The sequence below is a fragment of the Vibrio porteresiae DSM 19223 genome (genome assembly GCF_024347055.1).
Classification (GTDB): Bacteria; Pseudomonadota; Gammaproteobacteria; order Enterobacterales; family Vibrionaceae; genus Vibrio; species Vibrio porteresiae.
Genome location: NZ_AP024895.1, coordinates 56,740 through 79,213, shown reverse-complemented (window position 1 = coordinate 79,213; position 22,474 = coordinate 56,740). Strand labels below are relative to the sequence as shown.

Annotated in this window: 11 protein-coding genes, 9 tRNA genes and 3 rRNA genes; 5 read left to right on the top strand and 18 right to left on the bottom strand. The window is 46.1% G+C overall.

The annotated features are described in order from the left end of the window. Positions 1-31 precede the first annotated feature (31 nt). From OCV11_RS00400 to rep, 8 genes are all read right to left on the bottom strand, one after another. The gene (locus OCV11_RS00400; RefSeq protein ID WP_261894248.1) at positions 32-1,588 is read right to left on the bottom strand and encodes an ABC transporter substrate-binding protein; all 1,557 of its coding nucleotides are present in this window, start codon (positions 1,586-1,588) and stop codon (positions 32-34) included. A gap of 92 nt (positions 1,589-1,680) precedes the next feature. Further along, positions 1,681-3,405 (bottom strand): ABC transporter ATP-binding protein, encoded by a 1,725-nt coding sequence (locus OCV11_RS00395; RefSeq protein ID WP_261894246.1) that lies wholly within the window; start codon positions 3,403-3,405, stop codon positions 1,681-1,683. Between the two features lie 992 nt (positions 3,406-4,397). Further along, a tRNA-Pro gene (locus tag OCV11_RS00390) sits at positions 4,398-4,474 on the bottom strand. Between the two features lie 5 nt (positions 4,475-4,479). After that, positions 4,480-4,555: transfer RNA gene (locus OCV11_RS00385), tRNA-His, on the bottom strand. A 67-nt stretch (positions 4,556-4,622) separates the two neighbouring features. Beyond that, positions 4,623-4,699 (bottom strand) — tRNA-Pro (locus tag OCV11_RS00380). A 5-nt stretch (positions 4,700-4,704) separates the two neighbouring features. Next, positions 4,705-4,780: transfer RNA gene (locus tag OCV11_RS00375), tRNA-His, on the bottom strand. 30 nt (positions 4,781-4,810) lie between these two features. Beyond that, positions 4,811-4,887, bottom strand: a tRNA-Arg gene (locus OCV11_RS00370). A gap of 231 nt (positions 4,888-5,118) precedes the next feature. Next, a complete protein-coding gene (rep, locus tag OCV11_RS00365) occupies positions 5,119-7,134 on the bottom strand; it encodes a DNA helicase Rep (protein WP_261894245.1) in 2,016 nt (671 codons plus the stop codon). Positions 7,135-7,357: 223 nt separating this feature from the next. Between rep and OCV11_RS00360 the strand changes: the two genes are divergently transcribed. The 3 genes from OCV11_RS00360 (at position 7,358) to ubiK (ending at position 11,966) form a co-directional block, all read left to right on the top strand. Next, positions 7,358-8,464: an efflux RND transporter periplasmic adaptor subunit gene (locus OCV11_RS00360; RefSeq protein ID WP_261894243.1), complete on the top strand. Its 1,107-nt coding sequence runs from the start codon at positions 7,358-7,360 to the stop codon at positions 8,462-8,464. A gap of 8 nt (positions 8,465-8,472) precedes the next feature. Further along, positions 8,473-11,586 (top strand): multidrug efflux RND transporter permease subunit, encoded by a 3,114-nt coding sequence (locus OCV11_RS00355; RefSeq protein WP_261894241.1) that lies wholly within the window; start codon positions 8,473-8,475, stop codon positions 11,584-11,586. A gap of 122 nt (positions 11,587-11,708) precedes the next feature. Then, complete coding sequence (gene ubiK, locus OCV11_RS00350) at positions 11,709-11,966, top strand: ubiquinone biosynthesis accessory factor UbiK (protein ID WP_261894240.1); 258 nt, start codon at positions 11,709-11,711, stop codon at positions 11,964-11,966. 147 nt (positions 11,967-12,113) lie between these two features. Here ubiK and ilvC read toward each other — a convergent pair whose 3' ends face one another. Further along, positions 12,114-13,598, bottom strand: coding sequence for a ketol-acid reductoisomerase (ilvC, locus tag OCV11_RS00345; protein ID WP_261894238.1), 1,485 nt, complete (start codon positions 13,596-13,598; stop codon positions 12,114-12,116). A 147-nt stretch (positions 13,599-13,745) separates the two neighbouring features. Between ilvC and ilvY the strand changes: the two genes are divergently transcribed. Next, the gene (gene ilvY / locus OCV11_RS00340; protein ID WP_261894236.1) at positions 13,746-14,639 is read left to right on the top strand and encodes an HTH-type transcriptional activator IlvY; all 894 of its coding nucleotides are present in this window, start codon (positions 13,746-13,748) and stop codon (positions 14,637-14,639) included. 122 nt (positions 14,640-14,761) lie between these two features. On the opposite strand, the gene OCV11_RS00335 is transcribed toward ilvY, so the two are convergent. From OCV11_RS00335 to OCV11_RS00305, 7 genes are all read right to left on the bottom strand, one after another. Next, a tRNA-Ser gene (locus OCV11_RS00335) sits at positions 14,762-14,852 on the bottom strand. An 89-nt stretch (positions 14,853-14,941) separates the two neighbouring features. Further along, a 5S ribosomal RNA gene (gene rrf / locus OCV11_RS00330) occupies positions 14,942-15,057 on the bottom strand. A gap of 86 nt (positions 15,058-15,143) precedes the next feature. Further along, positions 15,144-18,030: ribosomal RNA gene (locus OCV11_RS00325) — 23S ribosomal RNA — on the bottom strand. Between the two features lie 383 nt (positions 18,031-18,413). After that, positions 18,414-18,489 (bottom strand) — tRNA-Val (locus OCV11_RS00320). Between the two features lie 28 nt (positions 18,490-18,517). Beyond that, positions 18,518-18,593 (bottom strand) — tRNA-Lys (locus OCV11_RS00315). 3 nt (positions 18,594-18,596) lie between these two features. Continuing rightward, positions 18,597-18,672: transfer RNA gene (locus OCV11_RS00310), tRNA-Glu, on the bottom strand. Positions 18,673-18,740: 68 nt separating this feature from the next. After that, positions 18,741-20,283: ribosomal RNA gene (locus OCV11_RS00305) — 16S ribosomal RNA — on the bottom strand. Together the 16S, 23S and 5S rRNA genes with 4 tRNA genes alongside form the textbook arrangement of a ribosomal RNA operon. Positions 20,284-20,775: 492 nt before the next feature. Between OCV11_RS00305 and OCV11_RS00300 the strand changes: the two genes are divergently transcribed. After that, complete coding sequence (locus OCV11_RS00300; RefSeq protein ID WP_261894235.1) at positions 20,776-21,327, top strand: gamma carbonic anhydrase family protein; 552 nt, start codon at positions 20,776-20,778, stop codon at positions 21,325-21,327. Here the strand turns inward: OCV11_RS00300 and OCV11_RS00295 are convergent. Both OCV11_RS00295 and aroE read right to left on the bottom strand, forming a co-directional pair. Beyond that, a complete protein-coding gene (locus OCV11_RS00295; protein ID WP_261894234.1) occupies positions 21,308-21,583 on the bottom strand; it encodes a DUF1488 family protein in 276 nt (91 codons plus the stop codon). The genes OCV11_RS00300 and OCV11_RS00295 overlap by 20 nt on opposite strands. Then, positions 21,583-22,416, bottom strand: coding sequence for a shikimate dehydrogenase (aroE, locus tag OCV11_RS00290; RefSeq protein ID WP_261894233.1), 834 nt, complete (start codon positions 22,414-22,416; stop codon positions 21,583-21,585). The genes OCV11_RS00295 and aroE overlap by 1 nt, the downstream gene beginning before the upstream one ends. Positions 22,417-22,474: the final 58 nt, after the last annotated feature.

The window sequence follows — 22,474 nt, the reverse complement described above, 5'->3', positions numbered from 1 at the left end:
ACTATCGCCGCTAGAATTCACCTGACTCGACTTATTCTTTTACCACTAGGTCGCCGAAGTAAGGGAAGTTCATTGGGTTAACAATAGGTTTGATATCTAGAGAAGATTTCGCAGCCCATGCTAGGTTTTCCCAATGTAGCGGAACGAATGCTGCATCGTTGTATAGAATCGCTTCTACTTTTTGTAGCATTTGGCCGCGTTTAGCTGGGTCAGTTTCAACGTTAGAATCGTTGATCAGTTTATCGACTTCTGGGTTAGAGTAGTGACCACAGTTGTACTGACCTTTACCTGTCTCTTCATTACGAGTCATGGTCAAGAATTCAGTGAAGTTTGCAGAGTCTTCTGTATCAGACATCCAACCGATCATCAGTGCATCTGCCGCACATTTATCAAACTCAGGCCAATATTGCGCTTTAGGCATGGTTTTTAGATCAACTTTGATGCCGATTTTTGACAACATCGCCGCTGCTGCCTGAGCAATTTTTGCATCATTTAAGTAGCGGTTATTGGGTGCGATCATGGTCATGCTGAAGCCTTTTTCATAGCCAGCTTCTTTCATTAACTCTTTCGCTTTTTTCAAATCGTAGCGAGGAGTTAACTCTGGGTTGTAACCCACATAACCTTTTGGCGACTGTTGACCAGCAGTGGTAGCAAAACCACGCATGATTTTCTGCACGATACCTTCGTTATTAATCGCATAGACGATCGCTTGACGAACGCGCTTGTCTTTCAGTGCTGGGTTAGATGCTTCGTTCAATTGGAAAGAGATGATGCGGGTACCAGGTAGAGTGACTAAATCCACACCAGGGGCATCTTTCACACGTTGTTGGTCGCTAGGAGCAACAGGTGCAATCATGTCTACGTCACCAGAAAGCAAAGCAGCAACGCGAGTTGCATCTTCTTTGATTGGCACCAAAGTCAGATCATCAACGTTACCTTTTGAATCTTTATCCCAGTAATCTTTAAAACGTTTGAACTCGGTTTTTACACCTTGTTCACGGTAAGTTACTTCAAATGGGCCTGTACCTGAAACATGAGTAGAAGCAAATGAGTTACCGTGTTTTACGATTTCAGCTTTGTCTTTGCCATCTGCAGTTTTGCCAGAGTAGAACTTGCTGTCCATTGGGAAAATGTAAGTCGCGTTTTGTAGCACCAATGGATATGGGCCTTTTGCAACCAAATCAACAGTGTAGTCGTCTACTTTAACCAATTTTTCATAAGGGTCGAAGATACCTTTGAAATCTGGAGAAGATTTAAGACGGTTGAATGTCCACACAACATCATCAGCTGTAAAGTCGTTACCTGAATGGAATTTCACCCCTTTACGTAAGTGGAAACGCATGGTGCGGTCGTTAAGACGTTCCCAACTGGTTGCCAAACGAGGTTCAAATTTCATGTCTTGGGTATAACGAACTAGTGGATCAAAGACCATGTGAGATAATTGAAGCGTACCACCAGATAGCTGTTCTTCAGGGTCTAATGAGACTGGATCTGCGTCATAGGCAACAGTGATATCAGCCGCTAAAGCAGCGAAACTGAGTCCAGCCGCCATCAAAGCTAAAGCTATCTTGCTTTTCATGGTTTTCATTGCATAACTCCTTATGCGGGATTTCGTCCCTAGTTGTTGTAAGTTGTTTTTATTCTGATTGTTCAGAAACAATTAAATTGACTCAAAGACTCTCAGACCCGAGCCGCGGTCTTCACTTCTTCTCTCAATCCGGTAAATTCCGGCATGAGTGAAATCAAATGCTTACTGTATTGATGTTGCGGTTGCGTAAAGAGCTGCTCCGTTGGTGCAACCTCTAGCAACTGTCCCATCTGCATGACACCAACACGGTCGCACACCTGACGAATCACAGGTAAATCGTGGCTAATAAACAACATGGTAAGGCCCAATTCAGCCTGCAAATCTTTCAACAAATTCAGTATTTGAGCTTGTACCGACACATCCAGTGCGGATGTAGGCTCATCACAAATCAATAGTCGTGGGCGGGTCGCTAATGCGCGCGCGATAGAAATACGTTGGCGCTGCCCGCCAGAAAATTCATGCGGATACTTTAACCCGGCTTCGCTACCTAAACCGACATGTTCCAGTAAGTCATTCACGACACTGAGAGTTTCAGCTTCATTTTTGGTTAAACGGTGAAAACGGATTGGCTCTGCCACAATATCAAATACGCGCATCCGCGGGTTCATTGACGTATATGGGTTTTGGAACACCATCTGCATTGCACGGCGTAGTGGGCGACGCTCTTTTTCCGATTTAAGCGCTGTTAAATCCACACCTTCGAATGTCACTTTACCATCATTGGGTTGGTACAACCCGGCAATAACACGAGCAATTGTTGATTTACCAGAACCCGACTCGCCTACCAAACCAAACGTTTCCCCTTCATGAATTTGGAAACTCACATTATTGGACGCTTGGATGTATTCACGGCGGCTTTCAAATAGAGAATCTTTTGTCACAAAACGTAGGTTCACGTTCTCTACATTCAAAAGAGGACCTGAGTATTTACGATGCTCTTCACGCTGACCTAACCAGTGATGCTTGATATCCAAAGGCTGGTGCTCTGACGCCTCTTCGATATAACTCACCAAAGGGAAACGGTCGAGCTTAATATCAGAGCGTGGTACTGCTGAAATCAAACTGCGGGTATAAGGATGCTCTGGATGACCAAGCACTTTTTCCGTTGGGCCAATCTCCACCAACTCACCACGATACATGACCGCAACACGATCAGTCACGTTAGAAACCACACCCATATCGTGAGTAACCAACATACAACCAACGTTATGTTCGATACACAGTTGACGAATCAGGCTTAAAATCTGGTCTTGGATTGAAACATCCAACGCGGTGGTAGGCTCATCGGCAATAATGAGATCCGGTTCACCAGCCAAAGCAATCGCGATCACAACACGTTGGCGCATGCCGCCTGAAAATTGGTGAGGATATTGTTTGAGACGGTTTTCTGGCTGCGGAATACCAACTTGCTTCATCAGAGAAAGCGCGCGTTCGTACGCTTCACTATCACTGACCTTCATATTGGTATGAATAGTCTCTTTTAATTGATGTTCGATGGTAAACAGCGGGTTTAGCGATGTCATTGGGTCTTGGAAAATGAAACCAATTTTCGATCCACGAACCTTGCGCATCTCTTCATCACTTAAGCCAGAGATCTTTTGTCCATCAAGGAACACTTCGCCACTGGCAACATGGCCAGGAGGGCTAAGTAAGTCGATAACGGCATTCCCTACCGTTGATTTACCTGCGCCCGATTCTCCAACAACGCCGACGATTTCGCCACGTTCAATTGAAAACGATAACGACTTTACGGCCGCAAAGACGCCATGACGCGACGGATATTCAATCCGTAGGTTATTAACTTCTAAAAGAGACATTGAAACCAGACCTCTACTGCTACGACAGTTTTCTGCCCTGTCTGAGTATCTAAGCCTATCCATAATTACTGGCTTAGATATTTGTGAATCCATTCTTGTCAGTACAATATGCTGACACTTATTAGCCCATCAATTTGTCAAATATCTCACATAAAAGCAACTACAACAGTATAAAAACTCGATTTAGATGCATTTAAAAGGAACTTTGTCGAATATATATGCAAAATTAAACACATATGTAAACTTTTAGGTTTTTCTTATGGCACAGAAAAATCCGGCAACAACTCAGATATTATCACTAATGAATCTCACTAATGCCGAACAATATAAAAGAATAAATATGGATAATTTTGCATTAGAGTAGAGGCACTAATCATTTATAAGCGTAAAACAATAAATAAAATTTATCGCTCATATTTAAAATTACCTATCGACCATTGGTTAAGATATAGCGAATTCAACCACAAGACTTATCGATAACAACATAAAGCCCCAATATCTATTGTCAGAACATACGCATAAATAGTGCGTATACAGCCGTTTTTTACCATTCCTCTCTACCGAATGACTAACTAGATCTTGCTCTAACACCAACAAAATATCATTCATTCAAATTGCACAATTATGCAAAGTACGTCACTGTTTATATCAATACACTTATTAATTAAGCCAGTTGCATAATGATTGACATATAACAGGAGTAGCGATGAGGATTATCGGGATGATGATCTTAGAGGGAGCAATACTCAGAGTGTGCAGCAGCTCCCTTCACGCTGAATAAACCATAATGAGATCACGTAGATAAAAAGAACGCTTAGTTGGGGACACCTAAGTCTGAGGCTTTGAATAGTGTTCGGCGCAAAGGGAGATGATGCACCGAGCTACCAAGCAACTGGGCTACAGCCCGACCGATATCTGATGGACAAGCAATACAAACACTAAAAATTGCAGATACAAAAAAGCCCCAGCATTTCTGCTGAGGCTTTGAATGGTGGTCGGTGAAGAGGGATTCGAACCCCCGACCCTCTGGTCCCAAACCAGATGCGCTACCAAACTGCGCTATTCACCGACAAATGGGGTGGCTAACGGGATTCGAACCCGCGACAACCGGAATCACAATCCGGGACTCTACCAACTGAGCTATAGCCACCATCAATTTGTGTTTTACCGGCTGCTTGCCGAACTAGTCACGCTATAAAAGCCTAACTATTAAATAGTGGTCGGTGAAGAGGGATTCGAACCCCCGACCCTCTGGTCCCAAACCAGATGCGCTACCAAACTGCGCTATTCACCGACGAATGGGGTGGCTAACGGGATTCGAACCCGCGACAACCGGAATCACAATCCGGGACTCTACCAACTGAGCTATAGCCACCATAATTTTTACCGATATTCCCTCCGAGAATGGTACGCCCGAAAGGATTCGAACCTTCGACCTTTGGCTCCGGAGGCCAACGCTCTATCCAGCTGAGCTACGGGCGCATGCCCTATCGGCGGAGTGGAATAATACGGATATCACTCTACGTCGTCTAGTACTTTTTCAACTTTTTTTACCGATTGACGTCTTTTTCGTCAAATGGAGCGCAATAATACCACATTCATGCATTTATGCACCTATCATTCGCCCCAACTCATTGATCAAGACACCAAATTTGTGACTGGACTCCACAGAGAAATTCACAAAATCTCCAACTGTAGAATCCAGAAAAGTATCTATTTTTTAAACATGGCGCGTAAATTAGCGATATGGGCCTGTCCTTTAGCCATTCGCTCTTCTTGGGAAAGTGGTTTTTTCTTCACTTCCCATTCCACATCGTCGTAGGGTAACTCATCAAGAAAACGACTTTGGGTTGGTTTGAGCAGTTCACCAAACTGACGACGCTCCTTACACATAGTAAAGGTTAATTCACGCTGTGCGCGTGTAATCCCTACATACATCAGGCGACGCTCTTCATCGACATTATCTTCATCAATACTGGTTTGATGCGGCAAAATCCCCTCTTCAGTTCCCATGAGATACACATAAGGAAACTCAAGACCTTTAGACGCATGCAAAGTCATTAACTGTACGGCATCACTGTCATCGTTCTCTTCACCACGCTCCATCATGTCACGCAGAGTAAGGCGCTGTACAACTTCCTTGAGTGACTTTTCTTCCTGATCAGGGTTATCCCCTTGCAAGTCGGCAGTAATCCAAGTGTATAGATCAGAAACGTTCTTCATGCGCATTTCAGCCGCTTTAGGGCTAGACGAAGTTTCATGCAGCCAGTCTTCATAGTGAATATCTCGTACCAACGCTCGCACGGCTTCAACGGTATCACCACGCTCGGCATTATCCGCAAGCGAAACCAGCCATTGCGTAAAACGTCTTAAGTTTTCGAGACTTCGACCAGTCAGATGCTGTTCTAACCCCAACTCAAAACTCGCTGCAAAAAGGCTCTTGCCACGCATATTGGCATAACTACCCAACTTCTCTAGCGTCGTAGGGCCGATTTCTCGACGTGGCGTATTCACAATACGCAAAAAGGCATTGTCATCGTCAGGATTAACCAGCACGCGTAAGTAGGCCATGATGTCTTTAATTTCAGCGCGAGCAAAAAACGACGTACCACCGGAGATCTTATAAGGCACCCGGTTTTGCATCAGGCTCTTTTCCAACAAGCGAGACTGATGGTTACCACGATACAACACCGCATATTGCCGATACTCGGTACGATTAAGAAACTTGTGCGCGATAATTTCCGCGGTGATCCGCTCTGCTTCATGATCTTCATTTTTTGCGGTAATCACTTTGAGCTTTTCACCGTCAGGAATCTCAGAGAAGAGGGCTTTCTCATACACGTGTGGGTTGTTCGCAATAAGGATGTTAGCCGCACGCAAAATACGGCTGGTAGAACGGTAGTTCTGCTCCAGCTTGATCAAACGTAAGTCAGGGTAATCTTGCCCCAATAGCACCAAGTTTTGTGGCTTAGCTCCGCGCCATGAATAGATCGATTGGTCATCATCACCCACCACGGTTAGTCGACCGCGTTCACCAACTATAAGCTTTACCAGTTCATACTGGCTGGTGTTGGTATCTTGGTATTCATCGACGAGAAGGTAACGAATTCTAGCTTGCCAACGTTGACGCACCGCTTCATTAGTACGCAGCAGTTGCACTGGCATTAAAATCAAATCATCAAAATCGAGTGCGTTGTAAGCCTGCATCTGTTTTTGGTACATGGCAAAACACATGGCAAACAACTGCTGTTGCTCTCCCATCGCCTGAGCAAGCGCTTGTTCTGGTGTCACCATGTCGTTTTTCCAGTTAGAGATCGTACTCAATAACTGCTTTAACAGGTCTTTATCACCATCGAGTTGCTTTTCAGTGAGCTCTTTGAGAAGAGCCATCTGGTCTTGATCATCAAAGAGAGAAAAACCAGCTTTTAAGCCTAGATGTTTGTATTCACGGCGAATGATATTTAAACCTAAGGTATGAAAAGTCGAGACCATCAAGCCTCTTGATTCCGCTTTGCCTAATGTCTGGGCAACACGTTCTTTCATTTCTCGCGCCGCTTTATTGGTAAAAGTAACCGCAGCAATATTTCGCGCTTTATAACGGCATTTCTGAACCAAATAGGCAATTTTGTTGGTAATAACACGAGTCTTACCTGAGCCCGCTCCTGCCAACACGAGGCAGGGGCCGGATACGTATTTCACGGCTTCATCTTGTCTTGGGTTCAGCTTCATATCGTACTTATTCCTCTTCTTAGGCCGCTAATGATAATGGCACTGGCTAGGAGTTGCCATGCAGAACTGACATAATTTTTTACTTTTTACTGTACACATGTATTGTAAAGTAGGTGGTTATTTGAACTATAATGACGAGCCCTATTCACCTAACGAATCGGTATGTCATCGATCAGTTCAGGACGTAAATAGACTTATCTATTTCAATTATCGGAGTTTTCCAATGAAAAAGTGGACCCTGATTATGTTACTTATCGCCGTACTGCTGTTCGGTAGCGTGATAGGTTTTAATCTCTTTAAACAGCACATGATCAGCAATTATCTGGCCAATCAACCTGAACCAGACTTTCCTATTACGATGACAACGGCGAAAGCGGAAGCCTGGTCTCCCGTGATTCAAGCCATTGGTTTTATTGAACCTAATCAAGGGGTAACGCTGACATCACAAAGCAGTGGCGTGATTAAAGAGATCTTATTTGAATCCGGCACTAATGTGACCCCAAACCAGCCTCTCCTCGTTCTCGATTCATCGGTAGAACAAGCAACCTTAGCTAGCTCTCAAGCGCGCTTACCAGCAGCAAAAGCGAAGTATGAACGTTACAAAGGGTTGTACGACCGTGGCGCCGTATCTCAAGAAGCGTTTGATGATGCTAAAGCGGAATATTTGTCTCTAAATGCGGATATTGAAAGCCTAAAAGCCACTATTGACCGTCGTGAAATTCAAGCTCCATTTGCTGGTATCGTCGGTATTCGCAATGTGTTTTTGGGACAATATGTCCAACCAGGAACAAGCATCGTGCGCCTTGAAGATATCAGTATGATGCGTTTACGTTTCACCGTTCCACAAACCGATATTTCCCGAATTCATCTTGATCAAGCTATCGACATTACCGTTGATGCCTATGCAGATAAAACATTTCGTGGTGCCATTACCGCGATTGAACCTGCAGTCAGCGAGCAAAGCGGGTTGATTGAAGTACAAGCTAACATTCCAAACAGTGACGGTTTACTGCGTAGTGGCATGTTTGCACGGGCAAGCATCCTGCTCCCCGCGTTAAAAGACCAAATTTCTCTGCCGCAAACCGCCATCACGTACACCCTATATGGCGATAGCATCTACGTCATCACCGAAAAAGAAGGCGTAAAACGAGTTGAGCAGCGTGTGGTTAAAGTGGGTGAACGTGTTCATGACGTGGCTCATATTCTCTCAGGAGTGAAATCTGGCGAGCAGATCGTGACATCCGGCCAAGTACGTCTTAGTAACGGTGTGAAAGTACACGTGGTTGAGAGCAACGCCACAGCAACACCTAGCCAAACCCCTATGCTTTAGGAGCTTGTATGCGTTTCACTGATATTTTTATAAAACGCCCCGTGCTCTCAATTTCGATCAGTTTTCTGATCGCGTTATTGGGATTGCAAGCGGTGTTCAAAATGCAGGTGCGAGAATACCCAGATATGACCAATACGGTCATTACGGTGACAACCAGCTACTACGGGGCAAGTGCGGACCTAATTCAAGGTTTTATCACCCAACCGTTAGAGCAGGCGATTGCTCAAGCAGACAATATTGATTATGTGACATCTCAGTCTGTATTGGGCTTATCGACGATCACCGTCACGATGAAGCTCAATACCAACCCAAATGCAGCTTTGGCCGACGTATTGGCCAAAACCAACTCGGTGCGTTCTCAGCTACCTCGTGAAGCGGAAGACCCGAGTGTTACGATGTCGACCGGTTCAACAACTGCGGTTATGTATATCGGCTTTACCAGCCCTGAGCTGAACTCTAGTCAAATCACCGATTACCTAGAGCGTGTAGTCAACCCTCAGCTCTATTCGATTAATGGTGTCGGTGGCATAGACCTGTACGGCGGGATGAAATACGCCCTGCGCGTCTGGTTAGATCCGGCCAAAATGGCGGCATTGAAACTGACAGCAACCGATGTCATGAGCGTGCTTAGCGCCAACAACTATCAATCTGCTGCGGGTCAAGCGACTGGCGAATACGTGTTGTATAACGGTGATGCCAATACGCAGGTATCGGATACGACAGAGCTAGAAAGACTGGTGGTGAGAAACGACAACGGTCGTGTGATTCGTCTCCAAGACATTGCCAAGGTCTCTCTGGCTAAAAGCCACGATACCTATCGAGCAAGTGCGAATGGCAATGAAGCTGTTGTAGCGGCCATCAATGCGACGCCAAGCGCGAACCCGATCAATATTGCTAAAGATGTGCTAAAGACTCTACCGGAGTTAAAACGCAACATGCCAAGCAATATCGAAATGAACGTATTGTACGACTCAACGATTGCTATTAATGAATCGATTCATGAGGTGATTAAAACCATCGTTGAAGCCGCTGTCATTGTATTGATCGTTATTACCCTGTTCCTAGGGTCGTTACGTGCCGTGTTGATTCCTATCGTCACCATTCCGCTGTCATTGATTGGCGTAGCCATGGTGATGCAAGCGTTAGGATTTTCTTGGAACCTGATGACACTACTAGCTATGGTGCTAGCCATCGGTCTAGTGGTCGATGACGCCATCGTGGTTCTTGAAAACGTTGACCGTCATATCAAAGAAGGACAATCGCCATTTAGAGCCGCGATCATCGGTACTCGCGAAATTGCGATTCCGGTTATTGCCATGACTCTCTCACTGGCTGCAGTGTACGCACCGATTGCGCTAATGGGTGGTGTAACCGGATCGCTATTTAAGGAATTTGCATTAACGCTGGCAGGCTCAGTATTTGTGTCTGGGATAGTCGCACTCACTCTATCGCCAATGATGTGTGCAAAAATGCTACGCAGCAAAGCAGAGCCGTCGCGTTTTGAACAAGCAGTGCATCGCACCTTAGATAAATTGACGCAACGTTACGATCGCATGCTGCATGCCGTGATGCAACATCGTCCAGTTGTACTTGGATTTGCTGCCATCGCATTTCTCAGTTTGCCGTTACTGTTTCGTTTTATTCCTAGTGAATTGGCACCAGCAGAAGACAAAGGCGTTGTGATGTTGCTTGGCACCGCATCCTCCAACGCTAACCTAGATTACATGTCTAATACGATGCACGATGTCAATAAGGTCCTTTCTGAACAACCTGAAGTGCAATTTGCACAGGTGTTTACCGGCGTACCCAATACTAACCAAGCACTAGGTATTGCCTCTTTAGTTCCTTGGAGTGAGCGTGAAACCGGGCAAAGTGATATCACTCAACGTGTTTCAAACTTAATCAAAGATATTCCCGGTATGGCGGTAACTGCCTTCCAAATGCCCGAACTGCCAGGTGCAGGCTCAGGGCTGCCGATTCAGTTTGTCATTACCACACCAAACTCATTTGAGAGCTTATTTACGATTGCGAGCGACATCTTGGCTAAGGTATCGCGCGATCCTAAGTTTGTGTATTCGAATCTGGATCTGAACTTTGACTCTGCCACGATGAAAATTCAGATCGATAAAGACAAAGCAGGTGCCTATGGTGTCACCATGCAAGACATTGCGACCACGCTATCGACTATGATGGCAGATGGCTATGTTAACCGTATCGATTTGAACGGTCGTTCTTACGAAGTGATTCCACAAGTAGAACGTAAATGGCGCCTTAACCCAGAGTCGATGAAGCAATACTACGTGCGAGCCAATGACGGTGAGCTTATTTCACTAGGTAGTTTAGTATCGATTGATGTCGTGGCTGCACCGCGTTCACTGCCACACTTTAATCAGCTTAATTCTGCCACCATTGGTGCCGTTCCAACACCAGGGATTGCCATGGGTGATGCAGTGAGCTGGTTTGAAGATGTGGCTAAAACCGATTTACCGAAAGGCTATAGTCACGATTACATGGGTGAAGCTCGCCAATACGTAACGGAAGGAAGTGCGTTATACGCGACATTCGCTCTCGCTTTAGCGGTGATTTTCTTGGTTCTAGCGATCCAATTTGAATCGTTACGCGACCCATTGGTCATCATGGTTTCGGTGCCACTTGCGATTTGCGGTGCCTTGATTGCGCTTGCTTGGGGAGCTGCCACCATGAATATCTACTCACAGGTTGGCCTGATTACCTTAATTGGCTTGATTACCAAGCACGGTATTTTGATCTGTGAAGTTGCTAAAGAAGAACAGTTACATAACAAACGCTCACGTATTGATGCGGTTATGCATGCCGCCAAAGTACGTTTGCGTCCAATCCTCATGACAACAGGTTCCATGATTGCCGGTCTGATACCGCTGATGTACGCCACCGGTGCTGGAGCAGAACAGCGCTTTAGTATCGGTATCGTTATTGTGGCAGGTCTTGGGATTGGTACCATTTTCACCTTGTTTGTTCTGCCGGTCATCTATAGCTACTTGGCTGAGAAACACAAACCACTGCCCGTGTTTGTGGAAGATAAAGATCTCGAAAAGCTAGCGCGTATTGATGAAGCTTTAGCCTCCCACCATCATAAAAAATAGATGTTTTATGAATGACTCGGTGATATTCCAAAGGCCACTAAGTGGCCTTTTTTTTATCGTGACTGACGACTTTCCCCTCTGAATTGCATAGAATGCAACAATAAAGGATAGGAGTACCTCGAATGTTTGATCCAAAGAAACTAGAGCAAATTGCGAAACAAATTCATGAATCTATGCCGCAACCAGTCAAAGAGTTAGGCGCAGACGTTGAACAAAAAGTCCGTCAAGTGATTCAAGGCCAATTGAACAAACTCGATGTAGTCAGCCGTGAAGAGTTTGATGTGCAAACTCAAGTGCTGCTTCGTACTCGTCAAAAATTGACCGAGATGGAAAAGAAGCTGGCTGAGATTGAAGCCAAGCTAGCCACCAAAGACGAATAATTGCGGCGCTAAAATCGCTTTATCATCTGCGTTAAACGCTACAAATAAAAAGGCTTGGTCATTGACCAAGCCTTTTGTCTTACTATGTTGTGTTTACTTTTTATTTTGATAGTGCCTTATCTCATTGGCGGATAAGGCTACTTTAAATTAGTCGCCTACAGCGATGCGTTTCATGTCTTTCATGTAACCGCGCAGTTTTTCACCCACTTGTTCAACTGGGTGTTGACGTAGTGCATGGTTCACTTCGATTAGACGAGTGTTGTCAACGTGGTTAGAAGCAGAAGCTAGGCCTTTACCAATCACATCAGTTGATACGTTAGGCATGAATTTCTCACGTAGCAGTGGAGTTGCAACGTTAGAGAATAGGTAGTTACCGTATTCAGCAGTATCTGAAATTACCACGTTCATTTCGTATAGACGTTTACGAGCGATAGTATTCGCAATCAGTGGTAGTTCATGTAGTGATTCGTAGTAAGCTGATTCTGCAATGATGCCTGAAGCAGTCATCGCTTCAAATGCTAGTTCAATCCCAGCACGAACCATAGCCACCATCAAAATACCGTTATCGAAGTATTCTTGTTCTGCAATTTTTACATTAGATTCTGGGTAGTTTTCAAAACCAGTTTCTGCAGTTTCTGCACGCCAGCCAAGTAGGTTTGCATCGTCATTCGCCCAGTCAGCCATCATAGTTGATGAGAAGTGACCAGAGATGATGTCATCCATGTGTTTGTAGTAAAGAGGTTTCAAAAGACCTTTTAGCTCTTCAGAAAGCTCAAATGCTTTGATTTTCGCTGGGTTAGATAGGCGATCCATCATGTGGCTGATGCCACCGAATTTCAGCGCTTCAGTGATAGTTTCCCAACCGAACTGCAGTAGTTTACCAGCGTAAGCGGCATCGATACCATCAGCGATCATTTTTTCATAACAAACGATAGAACCAGCTTGTAGCATGCCACATAGAATGGTTTGTTCGCCCATTAAGTCAGATTTTACTTCAGCAACGAAAGAAGATTGTAGACAGCCAGCACGGTGACCACCAGTTGCAGCAGCCCAAGCTTTAGCGATTTCTAGACCGTCGCCATTTGGATCGTTCGCTGGGTGAACAGCAACAAGAGTTGGAACACCAAAGCCACGTTTGTATTCTTCACGAACTTCTGTACCAGGACATTTAGGTGCAACCATCACAACGGTGATGTCTTCACGAATCTGCATGCCTTCTTCAACCATGTTGAAGCCATGAGAGTAGCCAAGTGCAGCGCCTTTTTTCATCAGCGGCATGATAGTTTCAACTACATTGCTGTGCTGTTTGTCTGGTGTCAGGTTCATCACCAAGTCAGCTTGTGGGATTAGCTCTTCATAAGTGCCAACCACAAAGCCATTGTCTTTCGCATTTTTGAAAGATTGACGTTTTTCAGCAATCGCAGCTGCACGCAACGCGTAAGAAACGTCTAGGCCAGAATCACGCATGTTCAAGCCTTGGTTAAGACCTTGAGCACCACAACCGACGATGACGACTTTTTTACCTTTGAGATAGTCAGCTTCGTTTGCAAATTCTTCACGTGCCATAAAACGACAACGACCTAGTTGGTCTAACTTCTCGCGTAAATTCAAGGTATTGAAATAGTTCGCCATAATTGGATGCTCCTTTGATACTTTCCGTCTTTCTGGGTGCTCTTAATGTGGCACCGAATAAATTCATACTAATTCAGACAGAGGATTGCTTAAAGTGATATATTCACAATTAGTTGTTGCAATAAATGCAACATGATAAGGAATAGGATGAACATCAAGACACTTAAGCTCTTCCTCAATCTATGTGAGAGCCGCAACTTTAGTAAAACGGCCGCAGCGATGCACGTCAGCCCATCGGCACTCAGTCGTCAAGTACAGAAGTTAGAGCAAGATGTAGGGCATCCGCTTTTTGTTCGTGATAACCGCAGTGTTGAACTAACGCCAATAGGTTCTCAGTTACTTCCTGTTGCGATGCGAATCGTCAACGACTGGAAAGAGTTTCAAGTATCCATTAATAATGAAGACGCCGATTTGAAAGGTGAAATTCGCCTCTTTTGTTCGGTGACAGCAAGTTACAGTCATCTACCCGAACTGCTTAGCTCATTTCGCCTCAAACACCCCTTTATCGAGTTTAAACTGCTCACAGGTGACCCAGCACTAGCCATTGAGAAGGTGCTGACTGATGAGGCTGATATTGCGATATCGGCAATGCCTGATCAACTACCTTCCAAAGTAGAGTTCGCCACTATTAGCGAAATACCGCTGTCGTTTATAGGTCCTGCAGGGATCAGCAGTTTTGTTGAAGAGTTACAAAAAGAGCACCCAGACTGGAGCAAGATTCCTTTTATTCTTCCGCAAACCGGGACATCACGAGAACGTGCGGATAATTGGTTCAAAAAAATGAAAGTGAAGCCAAACATCTATGCTCAAATTGCCGGTAATGAAGCTTTAGTCAGCATGGTATCGTTGGGATGTGGCGTAGGGATCGCTCCCGATGTAGTAATCAACAATAGCCCAGTGCGTGACAAAATCCAGCGCCTCTCTGTCGCGCCGATTAAACCATTCAAACTGGGTGTCTGTTGTAAGCGCTCTCAGTTGGATGACCCGTTGGTAAGAGCGTTATGGAAGGAAGTTACTGCAAAACGCAGTATCGTTAGCTAGGCTCTGTTCTGCAAACTCAAGAATACCGTCAGCCAATCCAATACGATTGGCTTTTTTCATGCCCATGCGTTTGCTGTAGATATGAAAAAAGCCCGCTGATTTCTCAGCGGGCTTTTCCAATGTGGCGGAGAGATAGGGATTTGAACCCTAGATACGCTATTAACGTATGCCGGTTTTCAAGACCGGTGCTTTCAACCACTCAGCCATCTCTCCACAAATTGTCACTAAAGAATAGTCTTACTTAAATAATGCTAGTTCTTCAGTTTCGCTTTTAGATCTTAAGACCTAAAAGCAGTATTAAAGCCTGGCGATGTCCTACTCTCACATGGGGAAACCCCACACTACCATCGGCGCTAATTTGTTTCACTTCTGAGTTCGGCATGGAATCAGGTGGGTCCAAATCGCTATGGTCGCCAAGCAAATTCTTTAATTTAGAAAGCTGTTTCAAGTCTCAACACAATTCAAGTGTCTTAATCGAGTCCTACAAAACCCTTTTGGTGTTGTATGGTTAAGTCTCACGGGCAATTAGTACAGGTTAGCTCAACGCCTCACAACGCTTACACACCCTGCCTATCAACGTTCTAGTCTCGAACAACCCTTTAGGACGCTTATAGCGCCAGGGAGAACTCATCTCAAGGCTCGCTTCCCGCTTAGATGCTTTCAGCGGTTATCGATTCCGAACTTAGCTACCGGGCAATGCGTCTGGCGACACAACCCGAACACCAGAGGTTCGTCCACTCCGGTCCTCTCGTACTAGGAGCAGCCCCTTTCAATTCTCCAACGCCCACGGCAGATAGGGACCGAACTGTCTCACGACGTTCTAAACCCAGCTCGCGTACCACTTTAAATGGCGAACAGCCATACCCTTGGGACCGACTTCAGCCCCAGGATGTGATGAGCCGACATCGAGGTGCCAAACACCGCCGTCGATATGAACTCTTGGGCGGTATCAGCCTGTTATCCCCGGAGTACCTTTTATCCGTTGAGCGATGGCCCTTCCATTCAGAACCACCGGATCACTATGACCTGCTTTCGCACCTGCTCGAACCGTCATTCTCGCAGTTAAGCGGGCTTATGCCATTGCACTAACCTCACGATGTCCAACCGTGATTAGCCCACCTTCGTGCTCCTCCGTTACTCTTTGGGAGGAGACCGCCCCAGTCAAACTACCCACCAGGCACTGTCCTTGTCCCAGATAATGGGACTAAGTTAGAACATCAAACATACAAGGGTGGTATTTCAAGGTCGACTCCACGAAAACTGGCGTCTTCGCTTCATAGCCTCCCACCTATCCTACACATGTAGGCTCAATGTTCAGTGCCAAGCTGTAGTAAAGGTTCACGGGGTCTTTCCGTCTAGCCGCGGGTACACTGCATCTTCACAGCGATTTCAATTTCACTGAGTCTCGGGTGGAGACAGCGTGGCCATCATTACGCCATTCGTGCAGGTCGGAACTTACCCGACAAGGAATTTCGCTACCTTAGGACCGTTATAGTTACGGCCGCCGTTTACCGGGGCTTCGATCAAGAGCTTCGCTTGCGCTAACCCCATCAATTAACCTTCCGGCACCGGGCAGGCGTCACACCGTATACGTCATCTTACGATTTTGCACAGTGCTGTGTTTTTAATAAACAGTTGCAGCCACCTGGTATCTGCGACTCTCAATAGCTCCATCCGCAAGGGACTTCACCGTCGAGAGCGTACCTTCTCCCGAAGTTACGGTACCATTTTGCCTAGTTCCTTCACCCGAGTTCTCTCAAGCGCCTTGGTATTCTCTACCCGACCACCTGTGTCGGTTTGGGGTACGATTCCTTACAATCTGAAGCTTAGAGGCTTTTCCTGGAAGCATGGCATCAATGACTTCACACCCTTAGGTGCTCGACATCGTGTCTCAGTCTTAGGTGTCCGGATTTGCCTAAACACCCAACCTACGCACTTGAACTTGGACGACCGTCGCCAAGCCCACCTAGCCTTCTCCGTCCCCCCATCGCAATTGTAAGAAGTACGGGAATATTAACCCGTTTCCCATCGACTACGCATTTCTGCCTCGCCTTAGGGGTCGACTTACCCTGCCCCGATTAACGTTGGACAGGAACCCTTGGTCTTCCGGCGTGGAGGTTTTTCACCCCCATTATCGTTACTCATGTCAGCATTCGCACTTCTGATACCTCCAGCAAGCTTTACAACTCACCTTCAACGGCTTACAGAACGCTCCCCTACCCAATACAATAAATTGCATTGCCGCAGCTTCGGTTTATAGCTTAGCCCCGTTACATCTTCCGCGCAGGCCGACTCGACTAGTGAGCTATTACGCTTTCTTTAAATGATGGCTGCTTCTAAGCCAACATCCTAGCTGTCTAAGCCTTCCCACATCGTTTCCCACTTAGCTATAATTTGGGACCTTAGCTGGCGGTCTGGGTTGTTTCCCTCTTCACGACGGACGTTAGCACCCGCCGTGTGTCTCCCGGATAGTACTTACTGGTATTCGGAGTTTGCAAAGGGTTGGTAAGTCGGGATGACCCCCTAGCCTTAACAGTGCTCTACCCCCAGTAGTATTCGTCCGAGGCGCTACCTAAATAGCTTTCGGGGAGAACCAGCTATCTCCGAGTTTGATTGGCCTTTCACCCCTAGCCACAAGTCATCCGCTAATTTTTCAACATTAGTCGGTTCGGTCCTCCAGTTGATGTTACTCAACCTTCAACCTGCCCATGGCTAGATCACTCGGTTTCGGGTCTATATCCAGAGACTGTGCGCCCAGTTAAGACTCGGTTTCCCTACGGCTCCCCTAAACGGTTAACCTTGCCACTGAATATAAGTCGCTGACCCATTATACAAAAGGTACGCAGTCACCCCACAAAGGAGGCTCCTACTGCTTGTACGTACACGGTTTCAGGTTCTATTTCACTCCCCTCACAGGGGTTCTTTTCGCCTTTCCCTCACGGTACTGGTTCACTATCGGTCAGTCAGGAGTATTTAGCCTTGGAGGATGGTCCCCCCATGTTCAGACAGGATAACACGTGTCCCGCCTTACTCGTTTTCACTTACTGTGCGTTATCAGCTACGGGGCTATCACCCTGTATCGCGGCCCTTTCCAGAGCCTTCGCCTGACGCATAATAAGCTTAAGGGCTAATCCAATTTCGCTCGCCGCTACTTTCGGAATCTCGGTTGATTTCTTTTCCTCGGGGTACTTAGATGTTTCAGTTCTCCCGGTTCGCTTCTTTAACCTATGTATTCAGTTAAAGATAACTGCTTATGCAGTTGGGTTTCCCCATTCGGAAATCGTAGACTCAAGTGGCTCTTACTGCCTCATCTACGCTTATCGCAAGTTAGTACGTCCTTCATCGCCTCTGACTGCCAAGGCATCCACCGTGTACGCTTAGTCACTTAACCATACAACCCAAAAAAGTTTCGAGTTGATGAACAAGTCACCAAGGTTTGTCTGCATTTTTATACATGTTGCAGACTCGATATTGCCGGACTCAATTTTCCTCTTATCTCCGCTTTGAAAAAGCAGAAGCAAAAGGTTTACTTAAAAAGTAAATCCAAGAACACTTGAATGTGTTTTTGTTTGTCTTCTTAACGAAGACAATTGAGAACTTTACAAACAATCTTCTATTTCATTGAAATAAAATATTGTTTTGTCAGCTTTCCAAATTGTTAAAGAGCAAAAGTACATTTTCAGCACTTTCTAAAGATTTTCGGCGGTCAAAAATCCGAACCAGGCTCTTTTTACCGAACTGGTTTGGAATTGATTTCCAAAAATATTTAGAGAGTGGTGGGCGATACCGGGTTCGAACCAGTGACCCCCTGCTTGTAAGGCAGGTGCTCTCCCAACTGAGCTAATCGCCCACATTATTTGATTTCCTGTGGAAGGAAATGGTGGGTCGTACAGGATTTGAACCTGTGACCAATTGATTAAAAGTCAACTGCTCTACCAACTGAGCTAACGACCCACGTGGTATCCCGTAGGGGAGTCGAACCCCTGTTACCGCCGTGAAAGGGCGGTGTCCTAGGCCTCTAGACGAACGGGACACTAAGATACTCTTTGCTTTCTAAACCGTATCAATCTGTGTGAACACTCATCGCAATAATCTTCGTATTAAGGAGGTGATCCAGCGCCAGGTTCCCCTAGCGCTACCTTGTTACGACTTCACCCCAGTCATGAACCACAAAGTGGCAAGCGTCCTCCCGAAGGTTAAACTACCTGCTTCTTTTGCAGCCCACTCCCATGGTGTGACGGGCGGTGTGTACAAGGCCCGGGAACGTATTCACCGTGGCATTCTGATCCACGATTACTAGCGATTCCGACTTCATGGAGTCGAGTTGCAGACTCCAATCCGGACTACGACATACTTTTTGGGATTCGCACACTTTCGCAAGTTAGCCGCCCTCTGTATATGCCATTGTAGCACGTGTGTAGCCCTACTCGTAAGGGCCATGATGACTTGACGTCGTCCCCACCTTCCTCCGGTTTATCACCGGCAGTCTCCCTGGAGTTCCCACCATTACGTGCTGGCAAACAAGGATAAGGGTTGCGCTCGTTGCGGGACTTAACCCAACATTTCACAACACGAGCTGACGACAGCCATGCAGCACCTGTCTCAGAGTTCCCGAAGGCACTAAAGCATCTCTGCTAAATTCTCTGGATGTCAAGAGTAGGTAAGGTTCTTCGCGTTGCATCGAATTAAACCACATGCTCCACCGCTTGTGCGGGCCCCCGTCAATTCATTTGAGTTTTAATCTTGCGACCGTACTCCCCAGGCGGTCTACTTAACGCGTTAGCTCCGAAAGCCACGGCTCAAGGCCACAACCTCCAAGTAGACATCGTTTACGGCGTGGACTACCAGGGTATCTAATCCTGTTTGCTCCCCACGCTTTCGCATCTGAGTGTCAGTGTCTGTCCAGGGGGCCGCCTTCGCCACCGGTATTCCTCCAGATCTCTACGCATTTCACCGCTACACCTGGAATTCTACCCCCCTCTACAGCACTCTAGCCTGCCAGTTTCAAATGCGATTCCGAGGTTAAGCCCCGGGCTTTCACATCTGACTTAACAGACCACCTGCATGCGCTTTACGCCCAGTAATTCCGATTAACGCTCGCACCCTCCGTATTACCGCGGCTGCTGGCACGGAGTTAGCCGGTGCTTCTTCTGCAGCTAACGTCAAATGATGAGAGTATTAATCTCACCATCTTCCTCACTGCTGAAAGTACTTTACAACCCGAAGGCCTTCTTCATACACGCGGCATGGCTGCATCAGGCTTGCGCCCATTGTGCAATATTCCCCACTGCTGCCTCCCGTAGGAGTCTGGACCGTGTCTCAGTTCCAGTGTGGCTGATCATCCTCTCAGACCAGCTAGGGATCGTCGCCTTGGTGAGCCCTTACCTCACCAACTAGCTAATCCCATCTGGGCGTATCCGATAGCGAAAGGTCCGAAGATCCCCTTCTTTGCTCTTGCGAGGTTATGCGGTATTAGCCATCGTTTCCAATGGTTATCCCCCTCTATCGGGCAACTTCCCAGACATTACTCACCCGTCCGCCGCTCGCCACCCAAGGAACAAGTTCCTCTGTGCTGCCGCTCGACTTGCATGTGTTAGGCCTGCCGCCAGCGTTCAATCTGAGCCATGATCAAACTCTTCAATTAAAAGTTTTTTCGGCTCAATGAATACTGAATAAATTGACTGTGCTAAGACCCCTAATGTTTCCAAAAGAAATCTTAATTGGTCACTCAGTTCATTGAAACCATCTTGCTTCCTAAGAAGCTATGATTATCATCAACGAGTGCCCACACAGATTGATAGGTTTAAATTGTTAAAGAGCTTTCTTTCAACTTTGCGAGTTACTTCGCAACGAAAGAGGCGGTCATTTTAGCGAGATAAATTTTCGTGTCAAACACTTTTTTAAATTTTTTCTCTAGGCTTTTCAGCTTGCTAACTAACCTTGCTAACTCTTGCTCAGCTCGTTTTGAGCTTTGCCGTGTCAGCGAGGGGGCATTATAGAGATCAGGCTCACATTGGCAAGCGCTTTTTTACGTTTTTTTTGATTTTTTATTTGTTTGAATACTTTTCACCCACAACGCACTATTTATAGACAAAAACTGGCAAAATATCGCCGCTAGATAAACTAAGGAGCGTACATGAATCCCATCCGTAGCTATAAAGGTATTGAGCCAACGATTAAAGATGATGTTTATATAGATGAAAGCGCAGTTATCGTAGGAGATGTGCGAATTGATTCTCAAGCCAGTATCTGGCCACTCGTCGCGGCACGCGGGGATGTGAATCATATTCAAATCGGCGAGCGTTCAAATATACAAGATGGTAGCGTGCTGCATGTGACGCATAAAAGCCCAGCCAACCCCAACGGCTATCCTTTAATTATTGGTAACGATGTAACCGTGGGGCACAAGGTGATGCTACACGGATGTACGATCCATGATCGCGTGTTAGTCGGTATGGGCGCGATTGTTTTAGATGGTGTAATAATAGAGAGCGATGTAATGGTAGGAGCCGGTAGTTTGGTACCACCAGGGAAAACATTGACGAGTGGTTATCTTTATATGGGGAGCCCAGTAAAGCAGGCTCGCCCCTTAACCGATCAAGAAAAACAGTTTCTACTCAAGTCAGCACAAAACTATGTGGCGACTCGCCAAGAGTACTTAACCGCAGTTAAGCCAGTGACACGTTAATCTCGATAGTCCCCTCATCGCTGAAGAGTTCATCTTCGATGAGCTCTTCAGCCATCTCTTCGATATCAAAGCGAAAAGCGGTAAAAATCTGCATCGCTTGTTGCGCTGAGACAATCACTTGTCCACTTAATGTTTCCAATCCTTGTTTTGAAATGCCACATTCGATTAATGCCCCTGACTGCTGCGCGCTAAAACGCACTCCTTGGCGGATGTCATCCCAATACTGAATGTCTGGAAATAAGATGGACTGATTCATTACAAACCTTCTAAGTTACGTCTTAATTCAAATAAAATTTGGCGAGTTCCTGGACGAAGGCCACGCCACAACATAAAGCTTTCTGCTGCTTGACCCACCAGCATGCCAAGACCATCGTAAGCACTGGCGCACCCATGCTCAACCGCCCATTGGTTAAAAATAGTATGTCCTTTGCCATACATCATGTCATACGCAACGGTATTAGCTTGAAAAATCGCTGGAGAAATTTGGGGTAACTTACCTTCCAGACTAGCTGAAGTTGAGTTAATCACTACGTCGTACCCAGTATTGACCGATTCCATCTCAACAGCGCGCACGGCACCAAACTCTTTAAACTGATCAGCCAGCTGCAAAGCTTTACTAAAAGTACGGTTCACAATGGTAATGCTTTCTGGATTTTGATCCAGCAAAGGCTTAATCACGCCTCTTGCTGCACCACCTGAACCTATCAGTAGAATATGGCTACCTTTAAGAGGCACTTGATGCACCAAAAGATCTTGGACTAAACCTTCACCATCGGTGTTATCACCAATGATTTCGCCATCATCAAGCTTTTTCAGCGTATTCACCGCACCCGCTAATTGAGCACGCTGGGTCAGGCGATCGGCAAACTGAAAGGCGGCCTCTTTGAATGGAACCGTCACGTTACAACCTCGGCCACCGTGAGCAAAAAACTCCGTGACTGCCGATTCAAAACCATCAATAGGTGCAAGCTGCGCAGTGTATTCCATATCCTGATTGGTTTGTCGTGCGAACAGTGAATGAATAAAAGGAGACTTACTGTGTCCTATTGGATTACCAAACACTGCGTAAAGATCATGATGCATCGCCATATCCTTTGCCTTACTACAATTAAACAGAATTCTTATCTGACCCTATCACTAGCGCCGA

Coding starts and splice junctions, on each gene's coding strand:
- OCV11_RS00300 (WP_261894235.1), top strand. CDS start 20,776: ATGAATCCCATCCGTAGCTATAAAGGTATTGAGCCAACGATTAAAGAT.
- OCV11_RS00355 (WP_261894241.1), top strand. CDS start 8,473: ATGCGTTTCACTGATATTTTTATAAAACGCCCCGTGCTCTCAATTTCG.
- ilvC (WP_261894238.1), bottom strand. CDS start 13,598: ATGGCGAACTATTTCAATACCTTGAATTTACGCGAGAAGTTAGACCAA.
- ubiK (WP_261894240.1), top strand. CDS start 11,709: ATGTTTGATCCAAAGAAACTAGAGCAAATTGCGAAACAAATTCATGAA.
- OCV11_RS00395 (WP_261894246.1), bottom strand. CDS start 3,405: ATGTCTCTTTTAGAAGTTAATAACCTACGGATTGAATATCCGTCGCGT.
- OCV11_RS00360 (WP_261894243.1), top strand. CDS start 7,358: ATGAAAAAGTGGACCCTGATTATGTTACTTATCGCCGTACTGCTGTTC.
- rep (WP_261894245.1), bottom strand. CDS start 7,134: ATGAAGCTGAACCCAAGACAAGATGAAGCCGTGAAATACGTATCCGGC.
- aroE (WP_261894233.1), bottom strand. CDS start 22,416: ATGGCGATGCATCATGATCTTTACGCAGTGTTTGGTAATCCAATAGGA.
- OCV11_RS00400 (WP_261894248.1), bottom strand. CDS start 1,588: ATGAAAACCATGAAAAGCAAGATAGCTTTAGCTTTGATGGCGGCTGGA.
- ilvY (WP_261894236.1), top strand. CDS start 13,746: ATGAACATCAAGACACTTAAGCTCTTCCTCAATCTATGTGAGAGCCGC.
- OCV11_RS00295 (WP_261894234.1), bottom strand. CDS start 21,583: ATGAATCAGTCCATCTTATTTCCAGACATTCAGTATTGGGATGACATC.